General features: G+C 61.7%; 10 protein-coding genes. 6 read left to right on the top strand and 4 right to left on the bottom strand.

Annotation, left to right across the window (positions count from 1 at the left end; translation table 11 throughout):
• Nucleotides 1-5: 5 nt before the first annotated feature.
• Entirely contained in the window at nucleotides 6-1,034 is a 1,029-nt protein-coding gene (locus ACZ445_RS16005; protein ID WP_464707259.1) for a UV damage endonuclease UvsE, read from the bottom strand.
• A gap of 174 nt (nucleotides 1,035-1,208) precedes the next feature.
• On the opposite strand from ACZ445_RS16005, the gene ACZ445_RS16010 reads away from it, so the two are divergent.
• The 3 genes from ACZ445_RS16010 to ACZ445_RS16020 all read left to right on the top strand — a co-directional run bounded on the left by ACZ445_RS16010 (nucleotide 1,209) and on the right by ACZ445_RS16020 (nucleotide 3,902).
• Nucleotides 1,209-1,622, top strand: coding sequence for a DUF2231 domain-containing protein (locus tag ACZ445_RS16010; protein ID WP_058424048.1), 414 nt, complete (start codon nucleotides 1,209-1,211; stop codon nucleotides 1,620-1,622).
• The gene (locus tag ACZ445_RS16015; protein WP_464707260.1) at nucleotides 1,619-2,911 is read left to right on the top strand and encodes a PQQ-dependent sugar dehydrogenase; all 1,293 of its coding nucleotides are present in this window, start codon (nucleotides 1,619-1,621) and stop codon (nucleotides 2,909-2,911) included. The genes ACZ445_RS16010 and ACZ445_RS16015 overlap by 4 nt, the downstream gene beginning before the upstream one ends.
• Before the next feature lie 70 nt (nucleotides 2,912-2,981).
• Nucleotides 2,982-3,902, top strand: a complete 921-nt coding sequence (locus ACZ445_RS16020; RefSeq protein ID WP_464707261.1) for a bifunctional helix-turn-helix transcriptional regulator/GNAT family N-acetyltransferase — start codon at nucleotides 2,982-2,984, stop codon at nucleotides 3,900-3,902.
• A gap of 37 nt (nucleotides 3,903-3,939) precedes the next feature.
• On the opposite strand, the gene ACZ445_RS16025 is transcribed toward ACZ445_RS16020, so the two are convergent.
• Nucleotides 3,940-5,343 carry an MFS transporter gene (locus tag ACZ445_RS16025; RefSeq protein WP_179028253.1) on the bottom strand — a complete coding sequence of 468 codons (1,404 nt, stop codon included), beginning with the start codon at nucleotides 5,341-5,343 and terminating at the stop codon, nucleotides 3,940-3,942.
• A gap of 143 nt (nucleotides 5,344-5,486) precedes the next feature.
• Complete coding sequence (locus tag ACZ445_RS16030) at nucleotides 5,487-6,017, bottom strand: GNAT family N-acetyltransferase (RefSeq protein ID WP_464707262.1); 531 nt, start codon at nucleotides 6,015-6,017, stop codon at nucleotides 5,487-5,489.
• Nucleotides 6,018-6,170: 153 nt separating this feature from the next.
• Here ACZ445_RS16030 and proP point away from each other — a divergent pair, with 153 nt between their 5' ends.
• The 3 genes from proP (at nucleotide 6,171) to ACZ445_RS16045 (ending at nucleotide 10,903) form a co-directional block, all read left to right on the top strand.
• Nucleotides 6,171-7,673, top strand: coding sequence for a glycine betaine/L-proline transporter ProP (proP, locus tag ACZ445_RS16035; protein ID WP_058424053.1), 1,503 nt, complete (start codon nucleotides 6,171-6,173; stop codon nucleotides 7,671-7,673).
• 55 nt (nucleotides 7,674-7,728) lie between these two features.
• The gene (locus tag ACZ445_RS16040) at nucleotides 7,729-8,235 is read left to right on the top strand and encodes a GAF domain-containing protein (RefSeq protein WP_058424054.1); all 507 of its coding nucleotides are present in this window, start codon (nucleotides 7,729-7,731) and stop codon (nucleotides 8,233-8,235) included.
• A 73-nt stretch (nucleotides 8,236-8,308) separates the two neighbouring features.
• Nucleotides 8,309-10,903: a bifunctional diguanylate cyclase/phosphodiesterase gene (locus ACZ445_RS16045; RefSeq protein ID WP_058424055.1), complete on the top strand. Its 2,595-nt coding sequence runs from the start codon at nucleotides 8,309-8,311 to the stop codon at nucleotides 10,901-10,903.
• Here ACZ445_RS16045 and ACZ445_RS16050 read toward each other — a convergent pair.
• Nucleotides 10,860-11,681 carry an AraC family transcriptional regulator gene (locus tag ACZ445_RS16050; protein ID WP_058424056.1) on the bottom strand — a complete coding sequence of 274 codons (822 nt, stop codon included), beginning with the start codon at nucleotides 11,679-11,681 and terminating at the stop codon, nucleotides 10,860-10,862. The two genes, ACZ445_RS16045 and ACZ445_RS16050, sit on opposite strands and share 44 nt — an antisense overlap.
• Nucleotides 11,682-11,727 lie beyond the last annotated feature (46 nt).

Genomic DNA, 11,727 nt, shown 5'->3' on the forward strand with positions numbered 1-11,727 from the left:
ATTGATCACACAACGCCCCGTTTCCAATGCTCGTAGAACGCCAGGGCCGCGACATTCTTGTCCTTGGCTTCGAGCATGATGTCGAAGCGGTCGAGAAACTGCAGCGCATAATCGTTGGTCCAGCGGTTCCACATCTGTGCGCTGTGGGCATAGAGGTCGCGCTTGGACACCACCTGCAACAGGGCGTCCATTTCCAGCTTGTGTTCGGCGTCGAAGCCCAGCTCCTGCAGGCTTTCCTGGGGCTGGGAGTAATGCATGGTCGGGCGCACGCCGCGCCAGCTTTCAATCACTCGGGCGACCCGCTCGGAGTGGGGGTCGATGTAGTCGTTCTCGTTGATCCAGCAATGGTGGATGTCCAGGACCACCGGTGCCAGGTCGGCGACTTGCAGGCAATGGTCCAGACCATAGGTCTTTTCGTCGTTCTCGAACGTGATGCAGTTGCGCGCCACCTCCGACAGCCGCGACCACACGGCGCGGGTGCCTTCCACACCGAGGCGGCCGGCGATATGCACGTTGCACTTGAGGTCCTGGAAGCGCCGGCCATAGCCCATCATGCGGATCATGTCGGCGTGGTACTCGAACTCGGCCAGGCTGTTTTCCACTACCCCGGGGTTTTCCGAACCGAGTACACAGTACTGGCCAGGGTGGAATGACAGGCGGATATCCGAGGTGCGGGCCAGCTCGCCGATGGCGGCAAACCCCTCAACCAATTGACGCTCGATAGCCGGGTCCTTGTAGACGCCGGCCACTTTGGGATGGCTGTAGAACGGCAACAGATCACTGCTCAAGCGCAGCATGCGCAAGGTCGACGGCAGTTCGGCTACATACGCCAACAGGCGCAATTGGGCGGCCAGGTTGTGCGTGACCACTTCCACCAGTTTGTCCCGGGCCACCTGCGGGGTGACGCTGTCCATCCAGCGCAACGTGGTGGTGCGCGGGTTGAACGGGCCTTCAATCAGCTTCTGGGCGCTGGCCGACAACAGCCGTTCGGGATGTTTGTATTGGCACGCGAAGCCAATGCGAGGGTGAGTCATCAAGGTGCCTGGCATAGGAAAAAGGAGCAAATGATACGAGGTTAGTCCGGGGTCTACCCAGCGCGGTTCCCATTATTTCGAAACGTTTCACGCTGAACTTTCTCACCGGCGCTGCGTTCACTTCTTATGCGCTGCCCCGTCCAGGGGCGTTGTACAACAAGGAGCCGCCCCCGTATGACTACCCTCCCCGCCTACCGCTACGCCCCCGGACCGCTGCATGCGACCTTGCTCGCCGGCACCGTGCCGTTGTTTCTCGGAGCCTTGCTCAGCGACATTGCCTACACCCAGACCTACCAGATTCAGTGGGCCAACTTTGCCTCCTGGCTGATCGCCGGTGCGTTGGTGTTCGCCGGTTTCGCGTTTCTGTTCGCGCTGGTCAACCTGCTGCGCGCCGAGCGCAAGGCCGGGCAACCCACGCGTTATGTGCTGTTGCTGTTGGCCACCTGGATACTCGGCCTGGTCAATGCCTTCCAGCATGCCAAAGACGCCTACGCCTCGATGCCCGGCGGCCTGATCCTGTCGGCGATTGTCTTGCTGCTGACGTTGGTGGCCACCTGGACCGGCCTGCGCGCAGGAGGTGTTAAATGAAAACGTCCAACACATTGATGCTGTTGAGCGCCGCCCTGCTGCTAACCGCCTGCGGTGGCGAAGGCGACAAGACCCAGGCCCGTGGCCCCGATCCCAAGTTGCCGGAACAGCAAAGCAGCCTGTTGCCGAGCATGAAGATCGCCGAGCCCGCGCCCTGGGGCGAGCAGAAACCCAAGGTGCCGGACGGCTACAGCATCACCGCGATTGCCACCGACCTGGCCATCCCGCGCCAGACCCTGGTGCTGCCCAACGGCGACATCCTGGTTGCCGAAGGCCGTGGCGGCAGTGCGGCCAAGCTCAAGCCCAAGGATGTGATCGCCAGCTTGATCAAGGCCGAGGGCAACACCAAGGTCAAGAGCGGCAACCGCCTGACCCTGCTGCGCGACGCCGATGGCGACGGAACCTACGAACTCAAGACCGAGTTCGCCGACAACCTCAACGCGCCCTACGGCCTGGCGTTTGCCAACGGCAAACTCTACGTGGCCAACCAGGACGCACTGGTGAGCTTCGACTACGCCGATGGCCAGACCAAAGCCAGCGGCCCGCCGAGCACAGTCACGGCCCTGCCGGCACAGATCAACCATCACTGGACCAAATCCCTGGCCGTAAGCACCGATGGCAGCCAGCTGTACGTGGGTATCGGCTCCAACAGCAACGTCACCGAACGCGGCATGGAAGTGGAGATCGACCGCGCGATGGTCTGGCAGATCGACGCCGCCACCGGTGCGCACAAGCCCTACGCCACCGGCCTGCGCAACCCCACGGCACTGACCATCCAGCCGGACACCGGGCAACTGTGGACGGTGGTCAACGAGCGCGACGAACTCGGTCCGGACCTGGTGCCGGACTACCTGACCTCGGTGCGTGAAGGCGCGTTCTACGGCTGGCCCTACAGCTACTGGGGCCAAAACGTCGACCCGCGCGCCCAGCCGCAAAACCCGGCCAAGGTGGCCGCCGCGATCAAGCCGGATTACAGCCTGGGCTCCCACGTGGCCGCCCTCGGCGTGGACTTTTCCATCCCGCAGATGGGCGAGCAGTTTGCCGATGGCGTATTCGTCGGCGAGCACGGCAGCTGGAACCGCGACAACCCGGTGGGCTACAAGGTGATCTTCGTGCCGTTCAGCAATGGCGAGCCGTCCGGTGAGCCCATCGACTTCGCCACCGGCTTTCGCGGCGACGACGGCAAGACCCGTGGGCGCCCGGTGGGTGTGACGGTGGACCCGAAAGGTGCGCTGATCATCGCCGATGACCTGGCCAATACCGTTTGGCGCGTGACGCGAAACCTTTAAACAAAATGTTTGACATGGTTGCCTGAAGCAACAATATTGTTGCCTCAGGCAACCATTCGAGCATTTCAACATGTCCACCCCTTTGCTTGTCGAACGCGCCGGCATCGTGCGCGGCTTCAATCGTTTCTACACCCACCAGATCGGTGTGTTGCAGGAACACCTGCTGCAAAGCGATTACTCCCTCACCGAAATCCGCGTGATGTACGAGTTGTCTTCCCGAGGTGACCTCACCAGCGCCGACCTGTGCCAGATGCTCGGCCTCGACGCGGGCTACCTGAGCCGGCTGACCAGTGGTTTTGAAAAGAAAGGCCTGATCCAGAAAGTGCGCTCCGCCACCGATGCGCGCGCAGTGCAGTTGCACCTCACCGACCATGGCCGCGCCGTCCTCGCGCCCCTGGAGCAGCAAACCCAACGCGAAGTCATCGCCCTGCTCGACAGCCTGCCCGAGCCACAACAGCAGCAGCTCACTGAAGCCATGAAACGCATCCAGGCCCTGCTGCAAGGCACGGCGCCCAGCTATCTGCTACGCGACCCGCAACCCGGCGACATGGGCGTGGTCGTGCAGCAGCAAACCGCGATCTATGCCCGTGAATACGGCTGGAACTGGGAGTTCGAAGCGCTGGTGGCGGAGATTGTCGCCAAGTACTTGCGCGAGTTTGATCCGACCTGCGAGCGTTGCTGGATCGCGGAAAAGGACGGTGAGGTAGTGGGCTCGGTGTTCGTGATCCGCCATGACCAGACCACGGCCAAGCTGCGCATGCTCTACGTGAATGCCAGCGCACGGGGCATGGGTATCGGCCAGCGCCTGGTGGATGAATGCGTACGCTTTGCCCGCCAGGTGGGCTACAAAAGCATGCTGCTGTGGACCGTGGACATCCTCACCGACGCGCGCAAGCTGTACCAGAAAGCCGGGTTCGAGTTGATAGAGGAAGAGCCGATGGTCAGCTTCGGCAAATCCCTGGTCAGCCAGACCTGGGCTCGCCCGCTGTGAAGCGGTCCCGCGCCATGGCGGCGCGGGACGTGAAGCCTTACAGGTCAGTGATTTCCTTGTGGCGCGGCACCAGCGTTTTCATCACGCTCCAGGCCACCAGGTAGGCCAGCGCACAGATCGCGAACATGATCATGTAGCCGGTGTGGATGTCGTTGATGGACTTGTAGTAGTCAAACACCCAGCCGCCGATCTTGGTCATCACCACGCCGCCCAGGCCGCCGGCCATGCCGCCGATGCCGACCACCGAGGCCACGGTCTTCTGCGGGAACATGTCGGACACCGTGGTGAAGATGTTGCACGACCACGCCTGGTGCGCCGAGGCGCCCACGCCGATCAACAGCACCGGCACCCAGAAGCTGATATAGCCCAACGGTTGCGCCAGCAAGACCACCAGCGGGAACAACGCGATCACCAGCATGGCTTTCATGCGCCCGTCATACGGCGCATCGCCGCGCGCCATGAAGTAGCTGGGGAACCAGCCGCCACCGATGCTGCCGACCATCGTCATGCTGTACAGCACCGCCAGCGGCATGACGATATCGGCGCCTTTCATGCCGTACTGCGCTGACAGGTAGGTGGGCAGCCAGAACAGGAAGAACCACCACACGCCATCGGTCATGAACTTGCCGAAGGCAAAGGCCCAGGTCTGGCGATAGGTGAGCAACTTGAACCACGAGACTTTTTTCTCCACGGCGCCGGCCGGTGACGGGGTGAAGGGCTGCACGGTCTGGTCGCTGCGGATATAGGCCAGTTCTGCGGCCGACAGGCGTTTTTGCTCCTCGGGCTTGCGGTAGAGCGCGATCCACACCGCGACCCACACGAAGCCCAAGCCACCGATCACGATAAACGCCGCTTCCCAGCCCCACAAACCGGCAATCAACGGCACGCAGATCGGCGCCAGGATCGCGCCCACGTTGGCACCGGAGTTGAAAATACCGGTGGCCAGCGAGCGTTCTTTCTTGGGGAAATATTCGGCGGTGGCCTTGATCGCAATCGGGAAGTTGCCCGCCTCGCCAATTGCCAGTACCGCACGGGACAACATGAAGCCGGCAATCGACACCGGGATCACCGCCAGGCCAATCGCGCCGCTGATGGCGGCGATGCCCTCGCCCATCGGCACTGAGAACGCATGCATGATGGCGCCCGTGGACCAGATACCAATCGCCACCACATAGGCCGCCTTGGTGCCGATCTTGTCGACAAAGCGCCCGGCGAACAGCATCGAGATCGCGTAGACAAACTGGAACACCGCCGCGATGTTCGCGTAGTCGGTGTTGCTCCAGCCAAATTGCGTGGACAGCTGCGGTGCCAGCAGGCTGAGCACCTGGCGGTCGAGGTAGTTGACGGTTGTCGCGAAGAACAGCATCGCGCAGATGGTCCAGCGATAGTTGCCTACCGCTTGGCCAACGCGGTGAGCGTGGATGGGCTCGTTCAAGTTCATGGCATCACTTTTTATTTTTGTTAGGTAGGACATATGTAACGTCATATGTCGTCGTACAACTGCGACTTTTATATCGGGCCGCCTACCCGCTGTCAATCTGAAAGATTGCCGTTTATCGAGGTTTTGCTTGGGTCTGTGAAAGGTCAGATAAATACAGTTGTAGGATGACAAATGCGCATGACCAGGCTGGGCGCCTTGCCCGGTACATCGTCGAGCACGCCAAAGGGCTGCATGCCGATCTTTTCCAGCACCCGGATAGAGGCCCCATGATCCGGTCGCACCAGCCCGAACACCTCGGGCAACCCCAGGCTATCGAATGCCAGCGTCAACGCGTCGTGCCCCAACTCGGTGGCATAGCCCTGCCCCCAGGCTTCCACCGCAAAGCGGTAACCCAGGTTGATGCGCCGCTCGGTCAGGTAGTTGAGGGGCGCGATACCGCCAAAGCCGATGATGTAGTCCGGCGCCTCGCGCCGTGCAATCGCCCACCAGCCGTACCCTTGGGTCGCCCACTGTTCAAGCCAGTGATCCAGCAGGCGCTGCGCCGCCTCCAGGCTGGCCATGGGGCCCGATGGGTTGAACAGGTTGGTATGCGGGTCGCCGAAGATCGCGAACAATCGCTGCAGGTCGCCCGGCTGCGGCTGGCGGTAGACTAGGCGGGAATGGGCGGCTGGCATTCGCATAACTCCTGTGTGGAGGGACAAAGTTCAATCCATCTGCAAAAAAACGCAAAGAGTGGTGAATTATTTCATGTCCGCTTGTATCTGAAGTGACAGAGCGGTGCCATCGCAGTGATGGCGCCTCCCCTGTTCTGCTTTAGAGTGCCCCGCATGAAATTACGTAAGAAAAGCGTCAAGCCCATCGGATTGAAAGACATCACCATCGTCGACGACACCAAGGTCCGCAAGGCGATCACCGCCGCCGCCCTGGGTAACGCCATGGAATGGTTCGACTTTGGCGTCTACGGGTTTGTCGCCTATGTGCTCGGCAAGGTGTTCTTCCCCGATGCCTCGCCCAGCGTACAAATGATCGCAGCACTGGGCACCTTCTCCGTGCCGTTCCTGATCCGTCCCCTGGGTGGCCTGTTCTTCGGTGCACTGGGTGATAAATACGGGCGGCAAAAGGTCCTGGCCGCGACCATCGTGATCATGTCCCTGAGCACCTTCGCCATCGGCCTGATCCCCTCCTACGCCTCGATTGGCATCTGGGCGCCGATCCTGCTGTTGCTGTGCAAAATGGCCCAGGGTTTCTCGGTGGGTGGCGAATACACCGGTGCATCGATCTTCGTCGCGGAGTATGCGCCGGACCGCAAGCGCGGCTTCCTCGGCAGCTGGCTGGACTTCGGTTCCATCGCCGGCTTCGTGTTGGGTGCCGGCGTGGTGGTGTTGATTTCCAGCATCCTGGGCGAAGCCGACTTCGAGTCGTGGGGCTGGCGCCTGCCGTTCTTCCTTGCCCTGCCCCTGGGCATCATCGGCCTGTACCTGCGTCACGCCCTGGAGGAAACCCCGGCGTTCCAGCAGCACATGGACAAAATGGAACAGGGCGACCGCGAAGGCTTGACCCACGGCCCCAAAGTCTCGTTCAAGGAGGTCGCGACCAAGCACTGGCGCAGCCTGCTGACCTGCATCGGTATCGTCGCTGCCACCAACGTGACGTACTACATGCTGCTCACCTACATGCCGAGCTACCTGTCCCATAACCTGCACTACAAAGAAAACAGCGGTGTGCTGATCATCATCGCGATCATGGTCGGCATGCTGTTCGTGCAGCCGTTCATCGGTTTTGTCAGCGACAAGATCGGCCGCAAGCCGTTCATCATCGCTGGCAGTATCGGTCTGCTGTTCCTGTCCATTCCGGCGTTTATGCTGATCACCAGCGGCAAGATCGGCCTGATTTTCGCCGGCCTGCTGATCCTCGCGGTGATCCTCAACTTCTTCATCGGCGTAATGGCCTCCACACTCCCCGCGATGTTCCCCACTCACTTGCGCTACAGTGCATTGGCCAGTGCGTTCAATGTCTCGGTATTGATCGCAGGCGTCACGCCGACCGCCGTGGCCTGGCTGGTGGAAAGCACCGACAACCTGTACATGCCCGCCTACTACCTGATGGTGTTTGCCGTGGTCGGCCTGGTCACCGGCCTGACCATGAAGGAAACCGCCAACAAGCCGCTGCGTGGCGCAGCGCCGGCGGCGTCGGACATGGAAGAAGCCAAGGAGTTGTTGCAGGAACATCACGACAACATCGAGCAAAAGATCGAAGATATCGACGCGCAGATTGCCGAATTGGAAGCCAAGCGCCAAACCCTGGTGCAGCAACATCCGCGTATCAACTGAAGCCTGACCCTGCATGGCGGCCCCACCCGCCGCCATGTTTCTGGAGAGTTCAACCATGGTTCCAAGCGTCACCGCACCACAGTCGTTGCTCAGCGCAGATGAACGCGCCGCCATTGCCGAAATAGAAGCCACCACCAGCATCCTGCAACTGGTTACCCGCCTGACCGGCATGCGCTTCGCCGGCATCGCCAAATTCACCGACCTGGAATGGGTGGTCTGCTCCGTGCATGACACCGTCGACATGGGCATTCATGTCGATGACGTGCTTGAGCTGGAAACAACGTTGTGCAGCGAGTTCTGTATCAACCCACAGACCCTGTTCATCCCGCAGATCAGCCAGAGCGGCCGCTTCGCCGCACGTCCGGTGGTCAAGCAATACGCCATCGAGAGCTATGCCGGTGCACCGATCTTCCTGCCCGACGGCCGTCTGTTCGGTGCGCTGTGTGCACTGGATTCGCGGGCAATGCTGTTCGAAGACCCCAACCTGCCGGAAACCCTCAGCCTGTTTGCTCGGCTGATCGGCTGCATTTTTTTCGCCAACCTGACGACCAGCGATACCTGAGCGTTCAGTTTTCCAGCAGCGCCGCCGATAACCAGGGATACCCCTGACTTGCAGCGCTGCCCTGCGGGAAACAATGCCGAACACTCTCGTCCCGATCGCCCGAACGCTCTCCAACCGCACCAGCCTGTCGCTGACACGGACCTCACTGTTCAATTTCACGGCCCTGTTGGTCCTGGTATTTGCAGCAGCAGCCTACTCACTGATCTACCTGGCCCATGACCTGGACCACGCAGAGCAAGAGGAAAACGCGTTTTACACGCGTAAAGCCGTGCAGTCCCTGGAAAAATCCCTGCGGGTGACCGTGAAGGACTACGCCTTCTGGAGCGATGCCTACAAGCACTTGCACCTCAAGGTGGACACCGATTGGGCCTACGGTCGCGGCAACGTCGGCGCCACACTGTTCCAGGATTTCGGCTTCCAGGGGCTGTTTGTGGTCAACGACGCCAACCGCACGGTGTACGCCGTAGTCGAAGGCGAGCTGCAACCCATTGATCTCAGCGACTGGCTCGCCCAGCCCATCACGCAGGTGCTCGAACAGGCTCGTGCCGGGGCCGAACAGGAAACGCCGGTCACCGCCTTCATCAACGTGCGCGGCAGCCCGGCACTCGTGGCCGCAGCGGCCATCACGCCCGGCACCGACCCCACGGTGAAGGTGGATGGGCGCCCCGCGTCGGTACTGGTGTTTGTCGACATTCTCGATAGCGCCCACCTGGCCCTGATCGGCAATGATTTCGGGGTGAATCAACTGCATATCGCCAGCGCCGATGAGGTCGGCAATACCTTGCTGGTCCCCCTGGGCGAAAACGGTGCTGCCGGCAGCCTGCATTGGCAGCCGGCGCGCCCAGGTGTGCGGTTGATGGGTGTTGGCTTGCCGCTGCTGGGCCTGGCCGCATTGCTGGTATGCCTGATGACCTGGGTGATCCTGCGTCGCGCCAGTGCCGCTGCCCTCGCCTTGGATGCCAGCCATGCGTCGCTGCTAGACAGCCAGAATGCCCTGACTACCAGTGAAGCGCGCTTTCGCGATGTGGTGGAAGCCAGCTCCGATTGGGTCTGGGAAATCGACGCCGGCTGGCGTTTCACGTACTTGTCGGAGCGCTTCGAGAACGTAACCGGCCTGGCCCGTCATACCTGGATCGGCGCCGCCATCAACGAGCTCCTGGACACGGAAGCCGGCGCGCTTTCGCAATGGCTGAACACGCCCAGCCGTACCGCGGACCTCAGCGTGCAATGCCGCTACGTCGACGCCCACGACCAGGAACGCACCACACGGCTTGCGGCAAGGCAAATGCCCTGTGGCGGTTTCCGCGGAACCGCCACCGACGTGACCGAGGAAGTCGAAGCACGGCGGCGCATTGAATTCCTGTCTCAGCACGACGCGCTCACCGGGCTGGCCAACCGAACGCGCCTGCAAGCGTTCCTCGACGACAAGCTCAAGGCACTGCCGGCGTCGGGGCAGCCTTTGGTCATGCTCAGCCTGGACCTGGACCGCTTCAAACCGGTCAACGACCTGCTCGGGCACGCGGCAGGCGACCACGTGCTCAACGAAGTGTCGACCCGCCTGGCCGATTGCGTGCGCCACGGCGACCTGGTGGCCCGGGTGGGTGGCGATGAGTTTGTGATGATCCTCACGAATGCGGGTACCCAGGACGATGTCGAGTCCTTGTGCCTGCGCTTGATCGAGTCCGTCGAACAGGCGGTCAGGGTCGGCGAGCAGGAAGTGTTCGTCAGCGCGAGCATCGGCATCGTGCTGGCCCCCGACGATGCCAGCGAAGCCGCCGAACTGCTGCGTTATGCCGATATCGCGCTGTACGAAGCCAAGGCGGCCGGCCGCAACACCTGGCGGTTTTACTCGGGGGAGATGAATGCACGGATCATCGAGCGTCGCCGCCTGGAAAGCGACCTGCGTTTTGCAATCAAGCACAATGAACTGCGCCTGCACTTCCAGCCGCGCTATCGCATTGCCGATGGACAGATGGTCGGTGCCGAAGCCCTGGTGCGCTGGCAACACCCACAGCGCGGGCTGATTTCACCCGAGACCTTCATACCGATTGCCGAAGAGTCCGGGTTGATCCTGGCGCTGAGCGATTGGGTACTGCAAACCGCCTGCACCTGCGCCGCCCAGTGGCCCGAAGCACTGTTTGTGTCGGTGAACCTGTCGTCCACGGAGTTCAAGCGTGGCGACCTGGTGGAGCGCATTCGCAACGCCCTCACGGCGTCGGGGATCGAACCGGCGCGGGTCGAACTGGAAATCACCGAAAGCGTGATGCTCGAAGACGCAGCGGGCGCACTGGCGGTGATGCACACGCTCAAAAGCCTGGGCATACGCATTGCCATGGATGACTTCGGCACCGGCTATTCCTCGTTGAGCTACCTGCGGGCCTTCCCCTTCGACGGGTTGAAGATCGACCGCAGCTTTCTCAGCCGCCTCGAAGACAGTGAGGATGACAAGGCGATCATCCAGGCCATCGTCGGCCTGGGGCGTGCCCTGGCATTGACGGTGACCGCCGAGGGCATCGAGACCGCCGGGCACCTGGCAATGCTCCGGGCCGTGTCCTGCGACGAAGGCCAGGGCTACTACCTCAGCCGGCCGTTGGATATCGACACGTTCAATGGGTTGCTCGGCACTAGCGGAAAAACTGACTCGGCGTCTTGCCAAACTGTTTCCTGAACATGCTGGTAAACGCGCTCGGGCTGTCGTAACCCAGCTCCAGGGCGATATCGATCACCTTTTCGCCCACCGCGATGCGTTCCAGCGCCAGCAGCAAGCGCGCCTGCTGGCGCCATTGGCCGAAGGTCATGCCGGTTTCCTTGCGGAACAGGCGCTGGATGGTTTTCTGGTCCAGGTGCAGGCGCTCGCTCCAGTGCGCCACGGTGGAGGCATCGCCCGGCTCTTCCTGCAACGCCAGGCAGATACGTTGCAGGCGCGGGTCAACGGGCTGCGGCAAGGACAGCGGCAACGCCGGCAGGATCGCCAGTTCGTCGAGGATCAGGTGCATGATCCGCGCATCCCGCGAGTCTTCGGCGTACGGCGGCTTCAGGCTCACGGACGCCTTGATCAGCTCGCTCAGCAACGGCGAGATACTCACAGTTTTCGGCTCGCCGGGCATGTTCGGGAAGCGATCCGGGCGCACAAACACACTGCGCATTTTCAGCGTGCCTACGCAACGCAGGGAATGCACTTGCCCGGCGGGCATCCAGATGCCACGGTTGGGTGGCACGGTCCACTGGTTCAGCGCCGAGTACACCACCATCACGCCTTCGGTGGCGTAGAGCAGTTGGTGCTTCTCGTGGCTGTGGTCGGGGATCACCCAGTTTTCCGGGTAATCGGTGGCGGAACTGATGACAGCCCAGGCGCCTTCGTTGATTTCCTGAAGAAATTCATCCAGTGGTTTGATCATTTCGCCCTTTTCGCGATAGTTGCCGCCCCAATTGCGTGAGACAGGCATTCCTGACAAATCTAGCATGAACGCCGAATCATTTTGTAATGGATGG

Source organism: Pseudomonas allii (genome assembly GCF_055380095.1).

Excerpts from the sequence above, each read along its gene's own strand:
- ACZ445_RS16005 (WP_464707259.1), bottom strand. The coding sequence starts at position 1,034 with ATGACTCACCCTCGCATTGGCTTCGCGTGCCAATACAAACATCCCGAA.
- ACZ445_RS16010 (WP_058424048.1), top strand. The coding sequence starts at position 1,209 with ATGACTACCCTCCCCGCCTACCGCTACGCCCCCGGACCGCTGCATGCG.
- ACZ445_RS16015 (WP_464707260.1), top strand. The coding sequence starts at position 1,619 with ATGAAAACGTCCAACACATTGATGCTGTTGAGCGCCGCCCTGCTGCTA.
- ACZ445_RS16020 (WP_464707261.1), top strand. The coding sequence starts at position 2,982 with ATGTCCACCCCTTTGCTTGTCGAACGCGCCGGCATCGTGCGCGGCTTC.
- ACZ445_RS16025 (WP_179028253.1), bottom strand. The coding sequence starts at position 5,343 with ATGAACTTGAACGAGCCCATCCACGCTCACCGCGTTGGCCAAGCGGTA.
- ACZ445_RS16030 (WP_464707262.1), bottom strand. The coding sequence starts at position 6,017 with ATGCCAGCCGCCCATTCCCGCCTAGTCTACCGCCAGCCGCAGCCGGGC.
- proP (WP_058424053.1), top strand. The coding sequence starts at position 6,171 with ATGAAATTACGTAAGAAAAGCGTCAAGCCCATCGGATTGAAAGACATC.
- ACZ445_RS16040 (WP_058424054.1), top strand. The coding sequence starts at position 7,729 with ATGGTTCCAAGCGTCACCGCACCACAGTCGTTGCTCAGCGCAGATGAA.
- ACZ445_RS16045 (WP_058424055.1), top strand. The coding sequence starts at position 8,309 with ATGCCGAACACTCTCGTCCCGATCGCCCGAACGCTCTCCAACCGCACC.
- ACZ445_RS16050 (WP_058424056.1), bottom strand. The coding sequence starts at position 11,681 with ATGCCTGTCTCACGCAATTGGGGCGGCAACTATCGCGAAAAGGGCGAA.